The sequence below is a fragment of the Chitinibacter bivalviorum genome, assembly GCF_013403565.1.
Taxonomy (GTDB): Bacteria; Pseudomonadota; Gammaproteobacteria; order Burkholderiales; family Chitinibacteraceae; genus Chitinibacter; species Chitinibacter bivalviorum.
Genome location: NZ_CP058628.1, coordinates 1 through 21658, shown reverse-complemented (window position 1 = coordinate 21658; position 21658 = coordinate 1). Strand labels below are relative to the sequence as shown.

Genomic DNA, 21658 nt, shown 5'->3' with positions numbered 1-21658 from the left:
CAGAAACACCCAAACTATGGTCTGCATTGTAGCGCCCTACCTCTTGCCGCACAAGCGGAAAGAGGGTTATGGGGCAAGCACAGCTACGACTTTTCAGCCCAGCCGATGAGGCGGGTTGCTATCACGACACAGCCCGGCAGGGCTTTTTCTCGTTGCTCATGGCGACGGGCGAGGGCAGCGGCAAGAAGCAGGACAGTTACCGGCTGTCACAGATGCCCGTGGTGCTCTCCATGCTCGACCACAGCCGGGATACCTGGCTGTCTCAGGCTGAGTTCATCAAGCCCAATCGCCGCGTGGTCAACTTGGCCCGCATCGGCTTGCTGTTCGCCGATCTGGACACCTACCGCGAGCCGTGGGCGCAGGGGCGCAGCCCCGAGCAACTGGCCGCCGCTGTCATGTTCCGCTGCTACGACGAAGGCGTGCCGCCGCCGTCGATCCTCGTTTTCTCTGGCCGTGGCGTGCAAGCAAAGTGGCTGCTGGATGGCACCTTGCCGCGTCAGGCGCTGCCACGCTGGAATGCCTGCCAGCGTTACCTGATCGACCGTCTGGCCGGGCTGGGCGCTGATCCAGCGGCCAAGGATGCAAGCCGCGTGCTCCGGCTGGTCAATACGGTGAACAGCAAGAGCGGCGAGGTTTGCCGCGTCATCCACGTTGAGCTAGGCCCGGACGGCGAGCCGATCCGGTACAACTTCGAGTATCTGGCCGAGGCGCTGCTGCCGGTGGCCCGCTGGGACATCGAGGCCGACCGCAAGGCCCGCGCCGACCGTCGCCAGTTCAAGCTGCTGCCGGGCGGCCAAACCGGCAACCTGCGCACGCTCAACGGGCGGCAACTGGCGTGGGATCGCCTGGAGGACTTGCGCACGCTGGCCGCGCTGCGCGGCGGCGTGGCCGAGGGTGAGCGGATGCAGCACCTGTTTTGGCGGCTGAATTTCCTGCTGCTGTCAGGTGCGACGCACACCGGCCAGATGTACCACGAGGCCGCCGCGCTGGCCCGTGAGCTTGACCCACGGTGGAACTACCGCAGCGCCGAGCTTATGACGCTGTACGCCAAGGCCAAGGCCCACGAAGCCGGGGAAAAGGTGGAGTTCGGCGGCAAGCAGTTTGCGCCGCTCTACACGCCCAAGAACGACACGCTTATCAGCCTGTTTCACATCACCGACGACGAGCAGCGCAAGCTGCGCACGCTCATCAGCCGGGACATGGCCGCAGAGCGCCACAGCGAGCGCGAGAAAGCCCGCAGACGTGCCGCTGGGGCTGTCGATCGTGCTTCCTATCTGGAAGCAGCCAGCGCCAAGCAGGCGCAGGCTTTGGCCCTCAAGGCGCAGGGTCTGAGCGTGCGGGCCATTGCTGCACAGATGGGCATTAGCAAGACCGCTGCCGGGCGCTACATCGCAGAGCCGGGAGAGTGTCCCAAGTCCATGCGTATTACTAATGGCGAAGCCTACGCCCGGCGCGTAGCGCCTGCCTTTGAATAGCGCCTGCCTTTGAATAGCGCCTGCCTTTGAATAGCGCCTGCCTTTGAATAGCGCCTGCCTTTGAATAGCGCCTGCCTTTGAATAGCGCCTGCCTTTGAATAGCGCCTGCCTTTGAATAGCGCCTGCCTTTGAATAGCGCCTGCCTTTGAATAGCGCTGCTTTGAATAGCGCCTGCCTTTGAATAGCGCCTGAACGGCGCGGCCCCCTCGTCCAGTTCCTCGGGTGGCTGTCATGAGTCGCGCCCGTCGATCCTTTCCGCCCGCGCTGCTGGATTCGTTGCGGGCAATGACGGTGCAGGAAACGCTAGACCGGCTGGGCCTGTACTGGAAACGTGATCCTGGCTTTGTGCCGGTGAAGGACAAGGCTACGGTGCGGCTGAATGTGTCCATTGGTGGCGGCGGTGTTGAGCTACTGGCGACCGGGCCGAAGTGGTACGACACGCGGAAAGAGCAGGGCGGCGGTGCCATCGACCTGGCCATGCACCTGTTCAGATTGTCATTTGTGGATGCGGTCAAACGGCTGTCGCCTTGATCGTGTTTGCAAGATGCCTCCGGCGGCCCTGCCGGGGGCCACTCGCCGCCGTGAGGCTCGGGGGGCAGGGTGGCGGTCTTCGCCCTTCGTCCTGCCCCCACTCGCTCAGGCTGGGGCGCTCCGAGGGCATCAAGCGACTTTCGCGGCATCAACGGTGCCCCCCTACGGGCTACCCCCTTTATTCCACGGTTCGCTTGACCCCCTCTCCACTAGTAGGCGGCCCGTGGCGGCGTTTTCTCGACGTGGCCCTGCCTGCCCCCTTTCTTACCTTCTCAAAACGCGCTGTAGGCCCGTTTCTGGCCGGAGCCGGGCGGCGGGCGGAAAGCTCCGCTTTTCGTTCGACGGCTGGCCGACAACGAGCCGAAGGCGAGGCGTCAGCACGGTGTTTCACCAAAAACGAGCAGCCGACCGGGCAGCGGTACGTTACGAAAACCGCTTGCGTATCGTATCTGTATTGCGTATCATATCTGTATTGATACGATTTACACCGATACGGTACGAAAGGAGCAACGATCATGGCACGTCAGGGCATCACTTTTGAGCAGGTCGCCGCCGTCGCTGATGCGCTGGCAGGCGAGGGTCAGCAGCCGACCATCCGGGCGGTGCGGGAGCGGTTGGGCGACACCGGCAGCCCGAACACCATCCACAAGCATCTGGCCGCGTGGCGTGAGGCTCGCCCGGTGGCCGCCGCCGCTGCGCCGGAACTGCCGCAGGCGCTGACCGCTGCCATTGCCGCCGAGATCGAGCGGGCCGCATCGCGGGCACGCGGCGAGATCGAGGGCCGTCTGGTGCAGGCGCAGGCGGAGGCCGCCGAACTGGCCGCCGCTGGCGAGGTGCTGGAAGACGAACGCGACGAGCTGGCCGAGCAGGTGGCCGTGCTGACCACTGAGCGCGACACGCTGGCAGGCAAAGCCGCCCAGCAGGCCGCCGACTTGGCCGAGGCGCAGCAGCGCATCGAGCGCGAGCAGCAGGCGGCAGAGTCTGCGCGGCTGGAGGTGGCAACCGCCCGGCACAAGATCGAGGCGCAGGCCGAGCGCGTGAGCGAGCAGGCCGCCGAGCTTGTGCGCCTACGCGCCGCATTGGCCGAGGCACAGCAGGGCCGCACCGCCGCCGAACAACAGGCCGCCGTGCTGGCCGCCAAGCTGGAGGCGTGCGCCGACCGTGTGAGCCGCGCAGAGGCCCGCGCCGAGCAGATCGAGCAGCAGGCCGCCAAGGCTGCACAGGCCCACGACACCGCCCGCGCCGCAGCAGCGCAGGAAACCCGGCAGGCGCAGGCCGAGCGTGACGAGGCTCGCAAGGTGGCAGCAGAGGCCCGCGAGCAGGCCGCACGACTTGCCGGGCAGCTTGAGGCGCTGCGGAAGGCAGATCCTGTCCCCGCCGTTTTTCCCCCCGCATCGACTGGCGTATGATGTGGTTATCGGTGGCGTAGTTGGTTAGAAGCAAGCCATGTTTTCGCTTCGCTCAAACGGCTTGGCATGGGCTGCGCCCCTGCACCCCGGCGGCGCTCCCTTCGGTCGGCACCGCCCGCCGCATTCACTCGTTGGAGGCTCGTTCATGACGGCAGAAACAACCCCACCGCGCAAAGGCAGAGGAGGCCGCCCCAAGGGCGACCCCTCCGCCGTGCGCGCCTCGACCATTGGCGTCCGGGTGTCGGCGGAGGAATACGCCGCACTCCGGGCCAAGGCCGATCAGATGGGCATGACCCCGGCACAGTGGCTGCGGGAAGCGGCGCTATCCCGACGCCTACCGTCGCCACCAGTCCCGCCCATCAACCGCGAGCAGTACGCCGAACTGGCGAGACTCGCGGCCAACCTCAACCAGCTAACCCGGCTGGCGAACGAAGGCCGCCCCGTCACCGTTGCCGACGCGCTTTTGCAGCGGCTGGCCGGTGAAGTCGGGCGGCTTCGGCTGGCCCTCATTGGCGCGGGTGGCGGCGAATGATTGCCAAGATGGTCAAGGGCCGCGGCTTCCGTGGGGCGCTGGAATACGACCTCACGAAAGAGAAGGGCCGCGTCATTGATAGCAACATGGCCGGGCAAAACCCGCGAGAACTCGCCGCAGAATTTGGCGAGATTCGCAAGCTTCGCCCGAACTTGGGCAAGGCAGTTATGCATGTTTCGCTATCCGCCGCCCCCGGCGAAAAGCTTACGGATGAGCAGTGGCGGGAAGTCGGGCAGCGTTATTTGCGCGGGATGGGCTTCAAGGACAACCAGTTCGTCATCACCCGGCACACCGACACCGAGCACGAGCACATCCACATCTTGGCGAACCGCATCACCCACGCCGGCGAGGTGGTCAGCGACGGGCAGGACTACAAGCGGCAGGAAACCATCATGCGAGAGATCGAACGGGATTACGGCCTGCAACGGGTGGCCCCGAGCATCGAGGCCGAGCGCAAAGCGCCGACCAAGGGCGAGATCGAGCAGCACGCCCGCACCGGCCAGCCCAGCGCCCGGCAGCAGCTCCAGCAGATTTGTGACGCGTGCGCCAGGGATTGCCGCAGCTTCAGCGAGTACCAGGAGCGACTGGAGGCGGCAGGCGTGGAGGTGGTGCCGGTGGCCCAGCTCAACGGCGCGAAGCTGTCCGGTCTGTCGTACCGGCTGGACGGCGTGACCATGAAGGGCAGCGACTTAGGGAAGGGCTACACCGCCGCAGGCATCCAGAAAAGGGGCATCAGCTATGAGCAAGACAGAGACTTTGCGGCAGTCCGCCGCAGCATCGAACGAGACGCGGCTAGAGCGTTTGGCGAGCCAGATCGAGACAGTGAGGCAGGCCAAGCACCAGAGCGCGGAGGACTTGGCCGCGACGCTGGAGCCGCTGGCCCAAGCAATGGCGGCGCTGGCCGACGAGACCCGGCAGACGCTGGCCGAGATCGACCGCAAGAGCCGGGAGCAGGGCGAGACGTTCACGCGCCAGCTATCGGAGTCGGTGAAGGGCTACAAGGACGCGGTAGCTGCAGCGAGCCAAGCCGCCGAGAGCCTGAACCAAGCCGGGCAGCGGATGGAGTGGAGGCACTACGGCCTAGCCGTGGTAACGGGGTTGGTTACGGCGGCGCTCGTGAGCGGCTTTTGGCTTTGGCTGGCCCCGCCCAAGGTGCAGAACATGCTGGACGCGCAAGCGGTGGCGGAGTACCTGAAACCCGCCGTGATCGAAGCCTTGAAGCCATCCAGAGGCAGGTGACGGCGCTGGACGTGCCGCGCTTCGAGGTGGGCATCCGGGAGGCTAAGACCGGCCAGATGATGAACCGGGAATGGAGCCGCGCCGAGCTGGAGCAGTCCGCCGCGTGGCTCAAGCGGATGAACGCCAAAGGCAACGACGTGTATATCCGCCCGGCTGGCGAGCATGGCCTAGTGCTGGTCGATGACCTCAAGCCGCAGGCTCTGGAGCGCATGAAGGCGGAAGGATTCGCCCCCGCTGCGACCATCGAAACCAGCCCCGGCAACTATCAGGCGTGGGTCAAGCTGTCGGATAAACCGTTATCCGCAGACGTGCGGCGCATCGCGGCGCAGGGGCTGGCGAAGCAGTACGGCGGCGACAGTCGCCACTATGGGCGGCTGGCAGGCTTCACCAACCAGAAGCCGCAGCACGCCCGTGACGGTCGCCAGCCCTACGTACTGGCCCACGACTGCCCCGGCAAGGCCGCCAGATCCGCGCCATCGTACCTAGAACGCATCGAGCAGCACCTAGACAGGGCAGCGGCCCAGCAAGAGCGGGAAAAGCGCCTAGAGGCGCTGGAAACGGCCAAGCCGGGCGGCTATGGCTCGCAATACGACCCGGTGAAGGAGTACCAGCGGCAGGCGCAGCGCCTGATGCAGCGGTACGGCAAGGAAGCCGACTTCTCCCGGCTGGACTGGATGATTGCCACGGACATGGCGAAATCCGGGCGCTTCACGGCGCAGGACATCGAGAAGGGCATCCTGGAATGCTCCCCGCACGTTGAGAGCCGCAAGGCGGGCCACGTCGAGGACTACGCCCGGCGCACGGCGGCCAATGCGTGGGCAGCGCCAGAGGTGCAGGCCCACCGGCAGGAGCAGGAGCAGGAGCGAGAGCGGCAAGCACAGCGCAGCCGCGACCGGGACGGCCCCGGCATGATCCGTTGAGACTTTCCCCCAGCCCAGCAGGGCGTGGGGGCTGTTGTCATTTTCAGAAGACGACTGCACCAGACAACGCGGTTTGAAGGCTGTTGTGCAGTCGTCTATTGAACGAACAGTATCAGGAGTCCGCTGCACGAATGATGACCTCAAGCCGGTTCTGGTCGCGCTGGCGACCGATCAGCCCCTGGATGTGCGATACCGCGACCACGATCTTTCCGGCGATTGGGCGGGCTACCGCGAATGCCACATCAAGCCCGACCTGCTGCTGATCTACCGCAAGTCCGACGCCGACACCCTGCGACTGGCGCGGCTTGGCTCCCATAGCGAGCTGTTCGGCTGATGCCAGTCGCCTTGTCCGCCAAACGATCATTAGTCGGCCATGCCGGACACTGTCCAGCAAAGTTATTGCACAACGGGTTGTCGGACATTAAGATAGGCGGACGGAATGACGGACAAGAGAGGCGGCAAATGGCACTGATCGGCTATGCGCGGGTATCGACGGCGGAACAGGACACCGCCTTGCAGACGGATGCGCTACGCAAGGCAGGCTGCGAGCGCGTTTTCGAGGACACGGCTTCCGGGGCCAAGGCCGACCGCCCCGGCTTGGCTGATGCGCTGGCCTACCTGCGCGACGGCGACGTGCTGGCCGTCTGGCGGCTGGATCGGCTCGGGCGCTCTATGCCGCACCTAATCGAAACGATAGGCGCGCTGGAAGCGCGAGGCGTCGGCTTCCGTTCTCTGACGGAAGCCATCGACACCACCACGCCAGGCGGGCGGCTCATCTTCCACGTGTTCGGCGCGCTGGGCCAGTTCGAGCGCGACTTGATCCGCGAGCGCACCAAGGCCGGGTTGACTGCCGCCGCCGCTCGTGGGAGGAAGGGCGGGCGAAAGCCGGTTGTCACCGCCGACAAGTTGCAGCGAGCGCGGGAGCACATCGCCAACGGGCTTAATGTCCGAGAGGCCGCTACACGGCTCAAGGTGAGCAAGACGGCCCTGTACACCGCGCTGCAATCCACCAGTGCAGCCGACTCCTGATATTCCGTGCAGTCGTCTTCTGAAAATGACACGCTGGAAGCCCCGTAGCGACGCGGAGAGGGGCGAGACAAGCCAAGGGCGCAGGCTCGATGCGCAGCACGACATAGCCGGTTCTCGCAAGGACGAGAATTTCCCTGCGGTGCCCCTCAAGTGTCAATGAAAGTTTCCAACGCGAGCCATTCGCGAGAGCCTTGAGTCCACGCTAGATCTATCTCATCTGCGCAAGGCAGAACGTGAAGACGGCCGCCCTGGACCTCGCCCGCGAGCGCCAGGCGCACGAGGCCGGCGCGCGGACCCGCGCCACGGCCCACGAGCGGACGCCGCAGCAGGAGCGCCAGAAGGCCGCCAGAGAGGCCGAGCGCGGCCGTGAGGCTTGGACGCTAGGGCAGGGCATGAAAAAGCCCGTAGCGGGCTGCTACGGGCGTCTGACGCGGTGGAAAGGGGGAGGGGATGTTGTCTACATGGCTCTGCTGTAGTGAGTGGGTTGCGCTCCGGCAGCGGTCCTGATCAATCGTCACCCTTTCTCGGTCCTTCAACGTTCCTGACAACGAGCCTCCTTTTCGCCAATCCATCGACAATCACCGCGAGTCCCTGCTCGAACGCTGCGTCCGGACCGGCTTCGTCGAAGGCGTCTATCGCGGCCCGCAACAGCGGCGAGAGCGGAGCCTGTTCAACGGTGCCGCCGCGCTCGCCGGCATCGCTGTCGCCGGCCTGCTCCTCAAGCACGGCCCCAACAGTGAAGTAGCTGATTGTCATCAGCGCATTGACGGCGTCCCCGGCCGAAAAACCCGCCTCGCAGAGGAAGCGAAGCTGCGCGTCGGCCGTTTCCATCTGCGGTGCGCCCGGTCGCGTGCCGGCATGGATGCGCGCGCCATCGCGGTAGGCGAGCAGCGCCTGCCTGAAGCTGCGGGCATTCCCGATCAGAAATGAGCGCCAGTCGTCGTCGGCTCTCGGCACCGAATGCGTATGATTCTCCGCCAGCATGGCTTCGGCCAGTGCGTCGAGCAGCGCCCGCTTGTTCCTGAAGTGCCAGTAAAGCGCCGGCTGCTGAACCCCCAACCGTTCCGCCAGTTTGCGTGTCGTCAGACCGTCTACGCCGACCTCGTTCAACAGGTCCAGGGCGGCACGGATCACTGTATTCGGCTGCAACTTTGTCATGCTTGACAATTTATCACTGATAAACATAATATGTCCACCAACTTATCAGTGATAAAGAATCCGCGCGTTCAATCGGACCAGCGGAGGCTGGTCCGGAGGCCAGACGTGAAACCCAACAGACCCCTGATCGTAATTCTGAGCACTGTCGCGCTCGACGCTGTCGGCATCGGCCTGATTATGCCGGTGCTGCCGGGCCTCCTGCGCGATCTGGTTCACTCGAACGACGTCACCGCCCACTATGGCATTCTGCTGGCGCTGTATGCGTTGATGCAATTTGCCTGCGCACCTGTGCTGGGCGCGCTGTCGGATCGTTTCGGGCGGCGGCCGGTCTTGCTCGTCTCGCTGGCCGGCGCTGCTGTCGACTACGCCATCATGGCGACGGCGCCTTTCCTTTGGGTTCTCTATATCGGGCGGATCGTGGCCGGCATCACCGGGGCGACTGGGGCGGTAGCCGGCGCTTATATTGCCGATATCACTGATGGCGATGAGCGCGCGCGGCACTTCGGCTTCATGAGCGCCTGTTTCGGGTTCGGGATGGTCGCGGGACCTGTGCTCGGTGGGCTGATGGGCGGTTTCTCCCCCCACGCTCCGTTCTTCGCCGCGGCAGCCTTGAACGGCCTCAATTTCCTGACGGGCTGTTTCCTTTTGCCGGAGTCGCACAAAGGCGAACGCCGGCCGTTACGCCGGGAGGCTCTCAACCCGCTCGCTTCGTTCCGGTGGGCCCGGGGCATGACCGTCGTCGCCGCCCTGATGGCGGTCTTCTTCATCATGCAACTTGTCGGACAGGTGCCGGCCGCGCTTTGGGTCATTTTCGGCGAGGATCGCTTTCACTGGGACGCGACCACGATCGGCATTTCGCTTGCCGCATTTGGCATTCTGCATTCACTCGCCCAGGCAATGATCACCGGCCCTGTAGCCGCCCGGCTCGGCGAAAGGCGGGCACTCATGCTCGGAATGATTGCCGACGGCACAGGCTACATCCTGCTTGCCTTCGCGACACGGGGATGGATGGCGTTCCCGATCATGGTCCTGCTTGCTTCGGGTGGCATCGGAATGCCGGCGCTGCAAGCAATGTTGTCCAGGCAGGTGGATGAGGAACGTCAGGGGCAGCTGCAAGGCTCACTGGCGGCGCTCACCAGCCTGACCTCGATCGTCGGACCCCTCCTCTTCACGGCGATCTATGCGGCTTCTATAACAACGTGGAACGGGTGGGCATGGATTGCAGGCGCTGCCCTCTACTTGCTCTGCCTGCCGGCGCTGCGTCGCGGGCTTTGGAGCGGCGCAGGGCAACGAGCCGATCGCTGATAGAGGTTTATAGCGGCTTCGTTCCCTTCCGCAACCGTCAGCATGATCTGCTCCACATGCTCGCGGCCATAGTCTATCACCGCCCGCAGCAGCATACCGGCGACCCCTCGGCCTCGCTGTTCGGGCTCCACGAAAACGCCGGACAGATGCGCCTTGTGAGCGTCCTTGGGGCCGTCCTCCTGTTTGAAGACCGACAGCCCAATGATCTCGCCGTCGATGTAGGCGCCGAATGCCACGGCATCTCGCAACCGTTCAGCGAACGCCTCCATGGGCTTTTTCTCCTCGTGCTCGTAAACGGACCCGAACATCTCTGGAGCTTTCTTCAGGGCCGACAATCGGATCTCGCGGAAATCCTGCACGTCGGCCGCTCCAAGCCGTCGAATCTGAGCCTTAATCACAATTGTCAATTTTAATCCTCTGTTTATCGGCAGTTCGTAGAGCGCGCCGTGCGTCCCGAGCGATACTGAGCGAAGCAAGTGCGTCGAGCAGTGCCCGCTTGTTCCTGAAATGCCAGTAAAGCGCTGGCTGCTGAACCCCCAGCCGGAACTGACCCCACAAGGCCCTAGCGTTTGCAATGCACCAGGTCATCATTGACCCAGGCGTGTTCCACCAGGCCGCTGCCTCGCAACTCTTCGCAGGCTTCGCCGACCTGCTCGCGCCACTTCTTCACGCGGGTGGAATCCGATCCGCACATGAGGCGGAAGGTTTCCAGCTTGAGCGGGTACGGCTCCCGGTGCGAGCTGAAATAGTCGAACATCCGTCGGGCCGTCGGCGACAGCTTGCGGTACTTCTCCCATATGAATTTCGTGTAGTGGTCGCCAGCAAACAGCACGACGATTTCCTCGTCGATCAGGACCTGGCAACGGGACGTTTTCTTGCCACGGTCCAGGACGCGGAAGCGGTGCAGCAGCGACACCGATTCCAGGTGCCCAACGCGGTCGGACGTGAAGCCCATCGCCGTCGCCTGTAGGCGCGACAGGCATTCCTCGGCCTTCGTGTAATACCGGCCATTGATCGACCAGCCCAGGTCCTGGCAAAGCTCGTAGAACGTGAAGGTGATCGGCTCGCCGATAGGGGTGCGCTTCGCGTACTCCAACACCTGCTGCCACACCAGTTCGTCATCGTCGGCCCGCAGCTCGACGCCGGTGTAGGTGATCTTCACGTCCTTGTTGACGTGGAAAATGACCTTGTTGTCATTTTCAGAAGACGACTGCACGGAATATCAGGAGTCGGCTGCACTGGTGGATTGCAGCGCGGTGTACAGGGCCGTCTTGCTCACCTTGAGCCGTGTAGCGGCCTCTCGGACATTAAGCCCGTTGGCGATGTGCTCCCGCGCTCGCTGCAACTTGTCGGCGGTGACAACCGGCTTTCGCCCGCCCTTCCTCCCACGAGCGGCGGCGGCAGTCAACCCGGCCTTGGTGCGCTCGCGGATCAAGTCGCGCTCGAACTGGCCCAGCGCGCCGAACACGTGGAAGATGAGCCGCCCGCCTGGCGTGGTGGTGTCGATGGCTTCCGTCAGAGAACGGAAGCCGACGCCTCGCGCTTCCAGCGCGCCTATCGTTTCGATTAGGTGCGGCATAGAGCGCCCGAGCCGATCCAGCCGCCAGACGGCCAGCACGTCGCCGTCGCGCAGGTAGGCCAGCGCATCAGCCAAGCCGGGGCGGTCGGCCTTGGCCCCGGAAGCCGTGTCCTCGAAAACGCGCTCGCAGCCTGCCTTGCGTAGCGCATCCGTCTGCAAGGCGGTGTCCTGTTCCGCCGTCGATACCCGCGCATAGCCGATCAGTGCCATTTGCCGCCTCTCTTGTCCGTCATTCCGTCCGCCTATCTTAATGTCCGACAACCCGTTGTGCAATAACTTTGCTGGACAGTGTCCGGCATGGCCGACTAATGATCGTTTGGCGGACAAGGCGACTGGCATCAGCCGAACAGCTCGCTATGGGAGCCAAGCCGCGCCAGTCGCAGGGTGTCGGCGTCGGACTTGCGGTAGATCAGCAGCAGGTCGGGCTTGATGTGGCATTCGCGGTAGCCCGCCCAATCGCCGGAAAGATCGTGGTCGCGGTATCGCACATCCAGGGGCTGATCGGTCGCCAGCGCGACCAGAACCGGCTTGAGGTCATCATTCGTGCAGCGGACTCCTGATACTGTTCGTTCAATAGACGACTGCACAACAGCCTTCAAACCGCGTTGTCTGGTGCAGTCGTCTTCTGAAAATGACACAGGAGCTTGAGCGCCGGGCTACCAGCATCGTGCAGGCGCTGGATGATGCGACCCTTGAGGCCATCGCAGCGGGCACGCTCGACATGCTGGCCATGTGCCGACAGGTGGCCGACGAGATCCACCAGGCCGCCTAAGCCCTCCCCTGCCCTGCCACCGAACCCCGCCGCGTGCGGGGTTTTTTATGACTTCAAACCCTCAAAAGGTGCATTTACTCAAATCCTCAATATGCTATACTGCGCTTGAGTAATTCCTTTTTTCCTCAAACGCTCAATAGCTCAAGGAGCGCATATGCAAGTCATTGCTGTACTGAACCAGAAGGGCGGGGCGGGTAAAACCACCATCGCCACCCACCTTGCCCGCGCCCTGCAACTCGACGGCGCAGACGTGTTGCTGGTTGATTCTGACCCGCAGGGCAGCGCCCGCGATTGGGCCGCCGTCCGCGAGGATCAACCCGTGCCCGTGGTTGGCATCGACCGGCCCACCATCGAGCGCGATCTAAAGAGCGTGGCCCGGAAAGACTTTGTTGTGATCGACGGAGCGCCGCAGGCTCATGACTTGGCCGTGTCGGCAATGAAGGCCGCCGATTGTGTGCTGATCCCGGTGCAGCCGTCGCCCTACGACATTTGGGCAACCTCTGACCTCGTGGATTTGGTCAAGCAGCGCATCGAGCTGACCGACGGCAAGCTAAAAGCGGCTTTCGTGGTGTCCCGTGCGATCAAGGGCACCAAGATTGGTGCGGAAGTCTCCGAGGCGCTGGCCGGGTACGGCCTGCCGATCCTGCAAACGCGCATCACGCAGCGCGTCATCTACCCGAGCAGCGCGGCCAGCGGCACCACGGCCATTGACCAAGAGCCGACGAGCGAGGCCGCCGAGGAAATCCGGGCGCTGGCTGAGGAAGTGCGCCGTTTCCTCAATTGCACCATTTGAGTAATTAAGGAGTAGGTGAAAATGAGTAGCGGGAAACTTGGCATGAAAGCAGGCCGCCCGAGCGCCGCGAAGGCTGGCCCTACCTTGTCCGACCTTGCCGACAAGGCCGCCACCGTCCGGGTGAATTTCGACCTCGACCGGGCCGAGCACACGAAGCTGAAGATTTACGCCGCCAAGACCGGGCGCAGCATCACGGACATTCTGCGCGAACTGGTGCGCTCACTTGATGAAAAGAGTGATTGAGTAATCACTTAACCGGCTGGACGGGTCAAAAGCATGGACTATAGTCCATACATTTTTGATTTGGCGAAATTTAATAATGTTGATGAAATACGGCGCGTGGGGTATAAAGTGATGGTTGAAATGGAACCGTTGAGTCTGGAGGTACTGCCGCCCTCTCATTTCAAGGCGTTTGCGAAGAACGCACCGCATGAGATCAAGGGCGCTGTCATCGAGAACACAGAGCGCGGGCTGGTGATCGTGCTGCACGTTGGCAACGAGCGGCGCATTCTCGGCCAGTACCGGGGAGGCATCCGGTTTTTTCGCTCTTTCGATGGCGCGGCGGCAGTGCTGCGGCAGCATGGCGTGCTGCACTGGACGGCGAATGCAAAAGGCTGGATTCCGCGAACTTTGGAAGCGAAGGAGCGGAGTTCAGATGGATGAAAAAGCAAAGCCCCGCGTGGCAGCGGGGCTTGGCAAGAGGTGGGAACCTAGCAGGTGGCACTGTTTGGAACCCCAAGGCGTGACCGATGCAGACGACCAGAAACACCCAAACTATGGTCTGCATTGTAGCGCCCTACCTCTTGCCGCACAAGCGGAAAGAGGGTTATGGGGCAAGCACAGCTACGACTTTTCAGCCCAGCCGATGAGGCGGGTTGCTATCACGACACAGCCCGGCAGGGCTTTTTCTCGTTGCTCATGGCGACGGGCGAGGGCAGCGGCAAGAAGCAGGACAGTTACCGGCTGTCACAGATGCCCGTGGTGCTCTCCATGCTCGACCACAGCCGGGATACCTGGCTGTCTCAGGCTGAGTTCATCAAGCCCAATCGCCGCGTGGTCAACTTGGCCCGCATCGGCTTGCTGTTCGCCGATCTGGACACCTACCGCGAGCCGTGGGCGCAGGGGCGCAGCCCCGAGCAACTGGCCGCCGCTGTCATGTTCCGCTGCTACGACGAAGGCGTGCCGCCGCCGTCGATCCTCGTTTTCTCTGGCCGTGGCGTGCAAGCAAAGTGGCTGCTGGATGGCACCTTGCCGCGTCAGGCGCTGCCACGCTGGAATGCCTGCCAGCGTTACCTGATCGACCGTCTGGCCGGGCTGGGCGCTGATCCAGCGGCCAAGGATGCAAGCCGCGTGCTCCGGCTGGTCAATACGGTGAACAGCAAGAGCGGCGAGGTTTGCCGCGTCATCCACGTTGAGCTAGGCCCGGACGGCGAGCCGATCCGGTACAACTTCGAGTATCTGGCCGAGGCGCTGCTGCCGGTGGCCCGCTGGGACATCGAGGCCGACCGCAAGGCCCGCGCCGACCGTCGCCAGTTCAAGCTGCTGCCGGGCGGCCAAACCGGCAACCTGCGCACGCTCAACGGGCGGCAACTGGCGTGGGATCGCCTGGAGGACTTGCGCACGCTGGCCGCGCTGCGCGGCGGCGTGGCCGAGGGTGAGCGGATGCAGCACCTGTTTTGGCGGCTGAATTTCCTGCTGCTGTCAGGTGCGACGCACACCGGCCAGATGTACCACGAGGCCGCCGCGCTGGCCCGTGAGCTTGACCCACGGTGGAACTACCGCAGCGCCGAGCTTATGACGCTGTACGCCAAGGCCAAGGCCCACGAAGCCGGGGAAAAGGTGGAGTTCGGCGGCAAGCAGTTTGCGCCGCTCTACACGCCCAAGAACGACACGCTTATCAGCCTGTTTCACATCACCGACGACGAGCAGCGCAAGCTGCGCACGCTCATCAGCCGGGACATGGCCGCAGAGCGCCACAGCGAGCGCGAGAAAGCCCGCAGACGTGCCGCTGGGGCTGTCGATCGTGCTTCCTATCTGGAAGCAGCCAGCGCCAAGCAGGCGCAGGCTTTGGCCCTCAAGGCGCAGGGTCTGAGCGTGCGGGCCATTGCTGCACAGATGGGCATTAGCAAGACCGCTGCCGGGCGCTACATCGCAGAGCCGGGAGAGTGTCCCAAGTCCATGCGTATTACTAATGGCGAAGCCTACGCCCGGCGCGTAGCGCCTGCCTTTGAATAGCGCCTGCCTTTGAATAGCGCCTGCCTTTGAATAGCGCCTGCCTTTGAATAGCGCCTGCCTTTGAATAGCGCCTGCCTTTGAATAGCGCCTGCCTTTGAATAGCGCCTGCCTTTGAATAGCGCCTGCCTTTGAATAGCGCCTGCCTTTGAATAGCGCCTGCCTTTGAATAGCGCCTGCCTTTGATAGCCTGCTTGAATAGCGCCTGCCTTTGAATAGCGCCTGAACGGCGCGGCCCCCTCGTCCAGTTCCTCGGGTGGCTGTCATGAGTCGCGCCCGTCGATCCTTTCCGCCCGCGCTGCTGGATTCGTTGCGGGCAATGACGGTGCAGGAAACGCTAGACCGGCTGGGCCTGTACTGGAAACGTGATCCTGGCTTTGTGCCGGTGAAGGACAAGGCTACGGTGCGGCTGAATGTGTCCATTGGTGGCGGCGGTGTTGAGCTACTGGCGACCGGGCCGAAGTGGTACGACACGCGGAAAGAGCAGGGCGGCGGTGCCATCGACCTGGCCATGCACCTGTTCAGATTGTCATTTGTGGATGCGGTCAAACGGCTGTCGCCTTGATCGTGTTTGCAAGATGCCTCCGGCGGCCCTGCCGGGGGCCACTCGCCGCCGTGAGGCTCGGGGGGCAGGGTGGCGGTCTTCGCCCTTCGTCCTGCCCCCACTCGCTCAGGCTGGGGCGCTCCGAGGGCATCAAGCGACTTTCGCGGCATCAACGGTGCCCCCCTACGGGCTACCCCCTTTATTCCACGGTTCGCTTGACCCCCTCTCCACTAGTAGGCGGCCCGTGGCGGCGTTTTCTCGACGTGGCCCTGCCTGCCCCCTTTCTTACCTTCTCAAAACGCGCTGTAGGCCCGTTTCTGGCCGGAGCCGGGCGGCGGGCGGAAAGCTCCGCTTTTCGTTCGACGGCTGGCCGACAACGAGCCGAAGGCGAGGCGTCAGCACGGTGTTTCACCAAAAACGAGCAGCCGACCGGGCAGCGGTACGTTACGAAAACCGCTTGCGTATCGTATCTGTATTGCGTATCATATCTGTATTGATACGATTTACACCGATACGGTACGAAAGGAGCAACGATCATGGCACGTCAGGGCATCACTTTTGAGCAGGTCGCCGCCGTCGCTGATGCGCTGGCAGGCGAGGGTCAGCAGCCGACCATCCGGGCGGTGCGGGAGCGGTTGGGCGACACCGGCAGCCCGAACACCATCCACAAGCATCTGGCCGCGTGGCGTGAGGCTCGCCCGGTGGCCGCCGCCGCTGCGCCGGAACTGCCGCAGGCGCTGACCGCTGCCATTGCCGCCGAGATCGAGCGGGCCGCATCGCGGGCACGCGGCGAGATCGAGGGCCGTCTGGTGCAGGCGCAGGCGGAGGCCGCCGAACTGGCCGCCGCTGGCGAGGTGCTGGAAGACGAACGCGACGAGCTGGCCGAGCAGGTGGCCGTGCTGACCACTGAGCGCGACACGCTGGCAGGCAAAGCCGCCCAGCAGGCCGCCGACTTGGCCGAGGCGCAGCAGCGCATCGAGCGCGAGCAGCAGGCGGCAGAGTCTGCGCGGCTGGAGGTGGCAACCGCCCGGCACAAGATCGAGGCGCAGGCCGAGCGCGTGAGCGAGCAGGCCGCCGAGCTTGTGCGCCTACGCGCCGCATTGGCCGAGGCACAGCAGGGCCGCACCGCCGCCGAACAACAGGCCGCCGTGCTGGCCGCCAAGCTGGAGGCGTGCGCCGACCGTGTGAGCCGCGCAGAGGCCCGCGCCGAGCAGATCGAGCAGCAGGCCGCCAAGGCTGCACAGGCCCACGACACCGCCCGCGCCGCAGCAGCGCAGGAAACCCGGCAGGCGCAGGCCGAGCGTGACGAGGCTCGCAAGGTGGCAGCAGAGGCCCGCGAGCAGGCCGCACGACTTGCCGGGCAGCTTGAGGCGCTGCGGAAGGCAGATCCTGTCCCCGCCGTTTTTCCCCCCGCATCGACTGGCGTATGATGTGGTTATCGGTGGCGTAGTTGGTTAGAAGCAAGCCATGTTTTCGCTTCGCTCAAACGGCTTGGCATGGGCTGCGCCCCTGCACCCCGGCGGCGCTCCCTTCGGTCGGCACCGCCCGCCGCATTCACTCGTTGGAGGCTCGTTCATGACGGCAGAAACAACCCCACCGCGCAAAGGCAGAGGAGGCCGCCCCAAGGGCGACCCCTCCGCCGTGCGCGCCTCGACCATTGGCGTCCGGGTGTCGGCGGAGGAATACGCCGCACTCCGGGCCAAGGCCGATCAGATGGGCATGACCCCGGCACAGTGGCTGCGGGAAGCGGCGCTATCCCGACGCCTACCGTCGCCACCAGTCCCGCCCATCAACCGCGAGCAGTACGCCGAACTGGCGAGACTCGCGGCCAACCTCAACCAGCTAACCCGGCTGGCGAACGAAGGCCGCCCCGTCACCGTTGCCGACGCGCTTTTGCAGCGGCTGGCCGGTGAAGTCGGGCGGCTTCGGCTGGCCCTCATTGGCGCGGGTGGCGGCGAATGATTGCCAAGATGGTCAAGGGCCGCGGCTTCCGTGGGGCGCTGGAATACGACCTCACGAAAGAGAAGGGCCGCGTCATTGATAGCAACATGGCCGGGCAAAACCCGCGAGAACTCGCCGCAGAATTTGGCGAGATTCGCAAGCTTCGCCCGAACTTGGGCAAGGCAGTTATGCATGTTTCGCTATCCGCCGCCCCCGGCGAAAAGCTTACGGATGAGCAGTGGCGGGAAGTCGGGCAGCGTTATTTGCGCGGGATGGGCTTCAAGGACAACCAGTTCGTCATCACCCGGCACACCGACACCGAGCACGAGCACATCCACATCTTGGCGAACCGCATCACCCACGCCGGCGAGGTGGTCAGCGACGGGCAGGACTACAAGCGGCAGGAAACCATCATGCGAGAGATCGAACGGGATTACGGCCTGCAACGGGTGGCCCCGAGCATCGAGGCCGAGCGCAAAGCGCCGACCAAGGGCGAGATCGAGCAGCACGCCCGCACCGGCCAGCCCAGCGCCCGGCAGCAGCTCCAGCAGATTTGTGACGCGTGCGCCAGGGATTGCCGCAGCTTCAGCGAGTACCAGGAGCGACTGGAGGCGGCAGGCGTGGAGGTGGTGCCGGTGGCCCAGCTCAACGGCGCGAAGCTGTCCGGTCTGTCGTACCGGCTGGACGGCGTGACCATGAAGGGCAGCGACTTAGGGAAGGGCTACACCGCCGCAGGCATCCAGAAAAGGGGCATCAGCTATGAGCAAGACAGAGACTTTGCGGCAGTCCGCCGCAGCATCGAACGAGACGCGGCTAGAGCGTTTGGCGAGCCAGATCGAGACAGTGAGGCAGGCCAAGCACCAGAGCGCGGAGGACTTGGCCGCGACGCTGGAGCCGCTGGCCCAAGCAATGGCGGCGCTGGCCGACGAGACCCGGCAGACGCTGGCCGAGATCGACCGCAAGAGCCGGGAGCAGGGCGAGACGTTCACGCGCCAGCTATCGGAGTCGGTGAAGGGCTACAAGGACGCGGTAGCTGCAGCGAGCCAAGCCGCCGAGAGCCTGAACCAAGCCGGGCAGCGGATGGAGTGGAGGCACTACGGCCTAGCCGTGGTAACGGGGTTGGTTACGGCGGCGCTCGTGAGCGGCTTTTGGCTTTGGCTGGCCCCGCCCAAGGTGCAGAACATGCTGGACGCGCAAGCGGTGGCGGAGTACCTGAAACCCGCCGTGATCGAAGCCTTGAAGCCATCCAGAGGCAGGTGACGGCGCTGGACGTGCCGCGCTTCGAGGTGGGCATCCGGGAGGCTAAGACCGGCCAGATGATGAACCGGGAATGGAGCCGCGCCGAGCTGGAGCAGTCCGCCGCGTGGCTCAAGCGGATGAACGCCAAAGGCAACGACGTGTATATCCGCCCGGCTGGCGAGCATGGCCTAGTGCTGGTCGATGACCTCAAGCCGCAGGCTCTGGAGCGCATGAAGGCGGAAGGATTCGCCCCCGCTGCGACCATCGAAACCAGCCCCGGCAACTATCAGGCGTGGGTCAAGCTGTCGGATAAACCGTTATCCGCAGACGTGCGGCGCATCGCGGCGCAGGGGCTGGCGAAGCAGTACGGCGGCGACAGTCGCCACTATGGGCGGCTGGCAGGCTTCACCAACCAGAAGCCGCAGCACGCCCGTGACGGTCGCCAGCCCTACGTACTGGCCCACGACTGCCCCGGCAAGGCCGCCAGATCCGCGCCATCGTACCTAGAACGCATCGAGCAGCACCTAGACAGGGCAGCGGCCCAGCAAGAGCGGGAAAAGCGCCTAGAGGCGCTGGAAACGGCCAAGCCGGGCGGCTATGGCTCGCAATACGACCCGGTGAAGGAGTACCAGCGGCAGGCGCAGCGCCTGATGCAGCGGTACGGCAAGGAAGCCGACTTCTCCCGGCTGGACTGGATGATTGCCACGGACATGGCGAAATCCGGGCGCTTCACGGCGCAGGACATCGAGAAGGGCATCCTGGAATGCTCCCCGCACGTTGAGAGCCGCAAGGCGGGCCACGTCGAGGACTACGCCCGGCGCACGGCGGCCAATGCGTGGGCAGCGCCAGAGGTGCAGGCCCACCGGCAGGAGCAGGAGCAGGAGCGAGAGCGGCAAGCACAGCGCAGCCGCGACCGGGACGGCCCCGGCATGATCCGTTGAGACTTTCCCCCAGCCCAGCAGGGCGTGGGGGCTGTTGTCATTTTCAGAAGACGACTGCACCAGACAACGCGGTTTGAAGGCTGTTGTGCAGTCGTCTATTGAACGAACAGTATCAGGAGTCCGCTGCACGAATGATGACCTCAAGCCGGTTCTGGTCGCGCTGGCGACCGATCAGCCCCTGGATGTGCGATACCGCGACCACGATCTTTCCGGCGATTGGGCGGGCTACCGCGAATGCCACATCAAGCCCGACCTGCTGCTGATCTACCGCAAGTCCGACGCCGACACCCTGCGACTGGCGCGGCTTGGCTCCCATAGCGAGCTGTTCGGCTGATGCCAGTCGCCTTGTCCGCCAAACGATCATTAGTCGGCCATGCCGGACACTGTCCAGCAAAGTTATTGCACAACGGGTTGTCGGACATTAAGATAGGCGGACGGAATGACGGACAAGAGAGGCGGCAAATGGCACTGATCGGCTATGCGCGGGTATCGACGGCGGAACAGGACACCGCCTTGCAGACGGATGCGCTACGCAAGGCAGGCTGCGAGCGCGTTTTCGAGGACACGGCTTCCGGGGCCAAGGCCGACCGCCCCGGCTTGGCTGATGCGCTGGCCTACCTGCGCGACGGCGACGTGCTGGCCGTCTGGCGGCTGGATCGGCTCGGGCGCTCTATGCCGCACCTAATCGAAACGATAGGCGCGCTGGAAGCGCGAGGCGTCGGCTTCCGTTCTCTGACGGAAGCCATCGACACCACCACGCCAGGCGGGCGGCTCATCTTCCACGTGTTCGGCGCGCTGGGCCAGTTCGAGCGCGACTTGATCCGCGAGCGCACCAAGGCCGGGTTGACTGCCGCCGCCGCTCGTGGGAGGAAGGGCGGGCGAAAGCCGGTTGTCACCGCCGACAAGTTGCAGCGAGCGCGGGAGCACATCGCCAACGGGCTTAATGTCCGAGAGGCCGCTACACGGCTCAAGGTGAGCAAGACGGCCCTGTACACCGCGCTGCAATCCACCAGTGCAGCCGACTCCTGATATTCCGTGCAGTCGTCTTCTGAAAATGACACGCTGGAAGCCCCGTAGCGACGCGGAGAGGGGCGAGACAAGCCAAGGGCGCAGGCTCGATGCGCAGCACGACATAGCCGGTTCTCGCAAGGACGAGAATTTCCCTGCGGTGCCCCTCAAGTGTCAATGAAAGTTTCCAACGCGAGCCATTCGCGAGAGCCTTGAGTCCACGCTAGATCTATCTCATCTGCGCAAGGCAGAACGTGAAGACGGCCGCCCTGGACCTCGCCCGCGAGCGCCAGGCGCACGAGGCCGGCGCGCGGACCCGCGCCACGGCCCACGAGCGGACGCCGCAGCAGGAGCGCCAGAAGGCCGCCAGAGAGGCCGAGCGCGGCCGTGAGGCTTGGACGCTAGGGCAGGGCATGAAAAAGCCCGTAGCGGGCTGCTACGGGCGTCTGACGCGGTGGAAAGGGGGAGGGGATGTTGTCTACATGGCTCTGCTGTAGTGAGTGGGTTGCGCTCCGGCAGCGGTCCTGATCAATCGTCACCCTTTCTCGGTCCTTCAACGTTCCTGACAACGAGCCTCCTTTTCGCCAATCCATCGACAATCACCGCGAGTCCCTGCTCGAACGCTGCGTCCGGACCGGCTTCGTCGAAGGCGTCTATCGCGGCCCGCAACAGCGGCGAGAGCGGAGCCTGTTCAACGGTGCCGCCGCGCTCGCCGGCATCGCTGTCGCCGGCCTGCTCCTCAAGCACGGCCCCAACAGTGAAGTAGCTGATTGTCATCAGCGCATTGACGGCGTCCCCGGCCGAAAAACCCGCCTCGCAGAGGAAGCGAAGCTGCGCGTCGGCCGTTTCCATCTGCGGTGCGCCCGGTCGCGTGCCGGCATGGATGCGCGCGCCATCGCGGTAGGCGAGCAGCGCCTGCCTGAAGCTGCGGGCATTCCCGATCAGAAATGAGCGCCAGTCGTCGTCGGCTCTCGGCACCGAATGCGTATGATTCTCCGCCAGCATGGCTTC

28 protein-coding genes and 4 pseudogenes are annotated in these 21658 nt (G+C 64.4%); 25 read left to right on the top strand and 7 right to left on the bottom strand.

The genetic code is table 11. The features are described from left to right. The first annotated feature begins 68 nt into the window (after window positions 1-68). The 10 genes and pseudogenes from HQ393_RS16970 to HQ393_RS16925 all read left to right on the top strand — a co-directional run bounded on the left by HQ393_RS16970 (window position 69) and on the right by HQ393_RS16925 (window position 7611). Entirely contained in the window at window positions 69-1475 is a 1407-nt protein-coding gene (locus HQ393_RS16970; protein ID WP_052183938.1) for a helix-turn-helix domain-containing protein, read from the top strand. 231 nt (window positions 1476-1706) lie between these two features. Beyond that, window positions 1707-2006, top strand: a complete 300-nt coding sequence (locus HQ393_RS16965) for a hypothetical protein (protein ID WP_023277449.1) — start codon at window positions 1707-1709, stop codon at window positions 2004-2006. 515 nt (window positions 2007-2521) lie between these two features. Then, window positions 2522-3415 carry a DNA-binding protein gene (locus tag HQ393_RS16960; protein WP_008168811.1) on the top strand — a complete coding sequence of 298 codons (894 nt, stop codon included), beginning with the start codon at window positions 2522-2524 and terminating at the stop codon, window positions 3413-3415. A 145-nt stretch (window positions 3416-3560) separates the two neighbouring features. Continuing rightward, window positions 3561-3947, top strand: a complete 387-nt coding sequence (locus HQ393_RS16955; protein ID WP_008168810.1) for a plasmid mobilization protein — start codon at window positions 3561-3563, stop codon at window positions 3945-3947. Then, a pseudogene (locus HQ393_RS18170) lies at window positions 3944-4357 on the top strand (relaxase/mobilization nuclease domain-containing protein); the annotation flags it as partial. The gene HQ393_RS16955 and the pseudogene HQ393_RS18170, both read left to right, overlap by 4 nt. A gap of 328 nt (window positions 4358-4685) precedes the next feature. Further along, entirely contained in the window at window positions 4686-5186 is a 501-nt protein-coding gene (locus tag HQ393_RS17800) for an IncQ-type mobilization protein MobB (protein WP_008168805.1), read from the top strand. Beyond that, complete coding sequence (locus tag HQ393_RS17795; RefSeq protein WP_008168803.1) at window positions 5183-6106, top strand: RepB family DNA primase; 924 nt, start codon at window positions 5183-5185, stop codon at window positions 6104-6106. Before HQ393_RS17800 ends, HQ393_RS17795 begins: the two co-directional genes overlap by 4 nt. 85 nt (window positions 6107-6191) lie before the next feature. After that, window positions 6192-6440: a type II toxin-antitoxin system YafQ family toxin gene (locus HQ393_RS16935; protein ID WP_012585400.1), complete on the top strand. Its 249-nt coding sequence runs from the start codon at window positions 6192-6194 to the stop codon at window positions 6438-6440. 128 nt (window positions 6441-6568) lie between these two features. Then, window positions 6569-7135, top strand: a complete 567-nt coding sequence (locus HQ393_RS16930) for a recombinase family protein (RefSeq protein WP_003159185.1) — start codon at window positions 6569-6571, stop codon at window positions 7133-7135. Window positions 7136-7368: 233 nt separating this feature from the next. Beyond that, window positions 7369-7611 carry a transposase gene (locus HQ393_RS16925; RefSeq protein WP_000844627.1) on the top strand — a complete coding sequence of 81 codons (243 nt, stop codon included), beginning with the start codon at window positions 7369-7371 and terminating at the stop codon, window positions 7609-7611. Between the two features lie 31 nt (window positions 7612-7642). Here HQ393_RS16925 and tetR(A) (HQ393_RS16920) read toward each other — a convergent pair whose 3' ends face one another. Then, entirely contained in the window at window positions 7643-8293 is a 651-nt protein-coding gene (gene tetR(A), locus HQ393_RS16920) for a tetracycline resistance transcriptional repressor TetR(A) (RefSeq protein ID WP_000164043.1), read from the bottom strand. A gap of 105 nt (window positions 8294-8398) precedes the next feature. Here tetR(A) (HQ393_RS16920) and tet(A) point away from each other — a divergent pair, with 105 nt between their 5' ends. Continuing rightward, window positions 8399-9598: a tetracycline efflux MFS transporter Tet(A) gene (tet(A), locus tag HQ393_RS16915; protein ID WP_000804064.1), complete on the top strand. Its 1200-nt coding sequence runs from the start codon at window positions 8399-8401 to the stop codon at window positions 9596-9598. Here tet(A) and HQ393_RS16910 read toward each other — a convergent pair. The 5 genes and pseudogenes from HQ393_RS16910 to HQ393_RS16895 all read right to left on the bottom strand — a co-directional run bounded on the left by HQ393_RS16910 (window position 9529) and on the right by HQ393_RS16895 (window position 11764). Beyond that, window positions 9529-9996, bottom strand: coding sequence for a GNAT family N-acetyltransferase (locus HQ393_RS16910; protein WP_223155915.1), 468 nt, complete (start codon window positions 9994-9996; stop codon window positions 9529-9531). The two genes, tet(A) and HQ393_RS16910, sit on opposite strands and share 70 nt — an antisense overlap. Window positions 9997-10068: 72 nt before the next feature. Beyond that, window positions 10069-10141, bottom strand: a pseudogene (locus HQ393_RS17790) (TetR family transcriptional regulator); the annotation flags it as partial. Between the two features lie 19 nt (window positions 10142-10160). Further along, window positions 10161-10781: pseudogene (trfA, locus tag HQ393_RS16905) on the bottom strand (plasmid replication initiator TrfA); the annotation flags it as partial. A 39-nt stretch (window positions 10782-10820) separates the two neighbouring features. Continuing rightward, on the bottom strand, window positions 10821-11387 hold the full coding sequence (locus HQ393_RS16900) for a recombinase family protein (RefSeq protein ID WP_003159185.1): 567 nt from the start codon (window positions 11385-11387) through the stop codon (window positions 10821-10823). Window positions 11388-11515: 128 nt separating this feature from the next. After that, window positions 11516-11764 carry a type II toxin-antitoxin system YafQ family toxin gene (locus tag HQ393_RS16895; protein ID WP_012585400.1) on the bottom strand — a complete coding sequence of 83 codons (249 nt, stop codon included), beginning with the start codon at window positions 11762-11764 and terminating at the stop codon, window positions 11516-11518. Window positions 11765-11808: 44 nt separating this feature from the next. On the opposite strand from HQ393_RS16895, the gene HQ393_RS16890 reads away from it, so the two are divergent. The 14 genes and pseudogenes from HQ393_RS16890 (at window position 11809) to HQ393_RS16825 (ending at window position 21144) form a co-directional block, all read left to right on the top strand. Continuing rightward, window positions 11809-11949: a hypothetical protein gene (locus HQ393_RS16890; protein WP_156143128.1), complete on the top strand. Its 141-nt coding sequence runs from the start codon at window positions 11809-11811 to the stop codon at window positions 11947-11949. Between the two features lie 154 nt (window positions 11950-12103). Then, a complete protein-coding gene (gene parA / locus HQ393_RS16885) occupies window positions 12104-12742 on the top strand; it encodes a ParA family partition ATPase (RefSeq protein ID WP_008166580.1) in 639 nt (212 codons plus the stop codon). Between the two features lie 21 nt (window positions 12743-12763). Continuing rightward, window positions 12764-12985 (top strand): plasmid partition protein ParG, encoded by a 222-nt coding sequence (locus HQ393_RS16880; RefSeq protein WP_011178357.1) that lies wholly within the window; start codon window positions 12764-12766, stop codon window positions 12983-12985. Between the two features lie 33 nt (window positions 12986-13018). Beyond that, entirely contained in the window at window positions 13019-13405 is a 387-nt protein-coding gene (parC, locus tag HQ393_RS16875) for a ParC family partition-associated protein (RefSeq protein ID WP_011270177.1), read from the top strand. 165 nt (window positions 13406-13570) lie between these two features. Beyond that, window positions 13571-14977: a helix-turn-helix domain-containing protein gene (locus HQ393_RS16870; RefSeq protein WP_052183938.1), complete on the top strand. Its 1407-nt coding sequence runs from the start codon at window positions 13571-13573 to the stop codon at window positions 14975-14977. A 262-nt stretch (window positions 14978-15239) separates the two neighbouring features. Then, window positions 15240-15539 carry a hypothetical protein gene (locus HQ393_RS16865; protein WP_023277449.1) on the top strand — a complete coding sequence of 100 codons (300 nt, stop codon included), beginning with the start codon at window positions 15240-15242 and terminating at the stop codon, window positions 15537-15539. A 515-nt stretch (window positions 15540-16054) separates the two neighbouring features. After that, window positions 16055-16948, top strand: coding sequence for a DNA-binding protein (locus HQ393_RS16860; protein ID WP_008168811.1), 894 nt, complete (start codon window positions 16055-16057; stop codon window positions 16946-16948). Between the two features lie 145 nt (window positions 16949-17093). After that, on the top strand, window positions 17094-17480 hold the full coding sequence (locus tag HQ393_RS16855; protein WP_008168810.1) for a plasmid mobilization protein: 387 nt from the start codon (window positions 17094-17096) through the stop codon (window positions 17478-17480). Continuing rightward, window positions 17477-17890, top strand: a pseudogene (locus tag HQ393_RS18165) (relaxase/mobilization nuclease domain-containing protein); the annotation flags it as partial. The gene HQ393_RS16855 and the pseudogene HQ393_RS18165, both read left to right, overlap by 4 nt. Window positions 17891-18218: 328 nt before the next feature. Further along, window positions 18219-18719, top strand: a complete 501-nt coding sequence (locus HQ393_RS17780) for an IncQ-type mobilization protein MobB (protein WP_008168805.1) — start codon at window positions 18219-18221, stop codon at window positions 18717-18719. Beyond that, window positions 18716-19639 (top strand): RepB family DNA primase, encoded by a 924-nt coding sequence (locus HQ393_RS17775; RefSeq protein ID WP_008168803.1) that lies wholly within the window; start codon window positions 18716-18718, stop codon window positions 19637-19639. Before HQ393_RS17780 ends, HQ393_RS17775 begins: the two co-directional genes overlap by 4 nt. Window positions 19640-19724: 85 nt before the next feature. Next, window positions 19725-19973 carry a type II toxin-antitoxin system YafQ family toxin gene (locus HQ393_RS16835; protein WP_012585400.1) on the top strand — a complete coding sequence of 83 codons (249 nt, stop codon included), beginning with the start codon at window positions 19725-19727 and terminating at the stop codon, window positions 19971-19973. Between the two features lie 128 nt (window positions 19974-20101). Beyond that, window positions 20102-20668, top strand: a complete 567-nt coding sequence (locus tag HQ393_RS16830; RefSeq protein WP_003159185.1) for a recombinase family protein — start codon at window positions 20102-20104, stop codon at window positions 20666-20668. Between the two features lie 233 nt (window positions 20669-20901). Next, window positions 20902-21144 (top strand): transposase, encoded by a 243-nt coding sequence (locus tag HQ393_RS16825; RefSeq protein WP_000844627.1) that lies wholly within the window; start codon window positions 20902-20904, stop codon window positions 21142-21144. Between the two features lie 31 nt (window positions 21145-21175). Here the strand turns inward: HQ393_RS16825 and tetR(A) (HQ393_RS16820) are convergent. Next, a partial coding sequence (tetR(A), locus tag HQ393_RS16820) for a tetracycline resistance transcriptional repressor TetR(A) (RefSeq protein ID WP_079955019.1) occupies window positions 21176-21658 on the bottom strand: 483 nt, incomplete at its 5' end.

Excerpts from the sequence above, each read along its gene's own strand:
- HQ393_RS16870 (WP_052183938.1), top strand. The coding sequence starts at position 13,571 with ATGGGGCAAGCACAGCTACGACTTTTCAGCCCAGCCGATGAGGCGGGT.
- HQ393_RS16930 (WP_003159185.1), top strand. The coding sequence starts at position 6,569 with ATGGCACTGATCGGCTATGCGCGGGTATCGACGGCGGAACAGGACACC.
- HQ393_RS16880 (WP_011178357.1), top strand. The coding sequence starts at position 12,764 with ATGAGTAGCGGGAAACTTGGCATGAAAGCAGGCCGCCCGAGCGCCGCG.
- HQ393_RS16965 (WP_023277449.1), top strand. The coding sequence starts at position 1,707 with ATGAGTCGCGCCCGTCGATCCTTTCCGCCCGCGCTGCTGGATTCGTTG.
- HQ393_RS16955 (WP_008168810.1), top strand. The coding sequence starts at position 3,561 with ATGACGGCAGAAACAACCCCACCGCGCAAAGGCAGAGGAGGCCGCCCC.
- HQ393_RS16830 (WP_003159185.1), top strand. The coding sequence starts at position 20,102 with ATGGCACTGATCGGCTATGCGCGGGTATCGACGGCGGAACAGGACACC.
- HQ393_RS16865 (WP_023277449.1), top strand. The coding sequence starts at position 15,240 with ATGAGTCGCGCCCGTCGATCCTTTCCGCCCGCGCTGCTGGATTCGTTG.
- parA (WP_008166580.1), top strand. The coding sequence starts at position 12,104 with ATGCAAGTCATTGCTGTACTGAACCAGAAGGGCGGGGCGGGTAAAACC.
- HQ393_RS16860 (WP_008168811.1), top strand. The coding sequence starts at position 16,055 with ATGGCACGTCAGGGCATCACTTTTGAGCAGGTCGCCGCCGTCGCTGAT.
- HQ393_RS17780 (WP_008168805.1), top strand. The coding sequence starts at position 18,219 with ATGAGCAAGACAGAGACTTTGCGGCAGTCCGCCGCAGCATCGAACGAG.
- HQ393_RS16890 (WP_156143128.1), top strand. The coding sequence starts at position 11,809 with ATGACACAGGAGCTTGAGCGCCGGGCTACCAGCATCGTGCAGGCGCTG.
- HQ393_RS16900 (WP_003159185.1), bottom strand. The coding sequence starts at position 11,387 with ATGGCACTGATCGGCTATGCGCGGGTATCGACGGCGGAACAGGACACC.
- HQ393_RS16960 (WP_008168811.1), top strand. The coding sequence starts at position 2,522 with ATGGCACGTCAGGGCATCACTTTTGAGCAGGTCGCCGCCGTCGCTGAT.
- HQ393_RS16970 (WP_052183938.1), top strand. The coding sequence starts at position 69 with ATGGGGCAAGCACAGCTACGACTTTTCAGCCCAGCCGATGAGGCGGGT.
- HQ393_RS17800 (WP_008168805.1), top strand. The coding sequence starts at position 4,686 with ATGAGCAAGACAGAGACTTTGCGGCAGTCCGCCGCAGCATCGAACGAG.
- parC (WP_011270177.1), top strand. The coding sequence starts at position 13,019 with ATGGACTATAGTCCATACATTTTTGATTTGGCGAAATTTAATAATGTT.
- HQ393_RS16855 (WP_008168810.1), top strand. The coding sequence starts at position 17,094 with ATGACGGCAGAAACAACCCCACCGCGCAAAGGCAGAGGAGGCCGCCCC.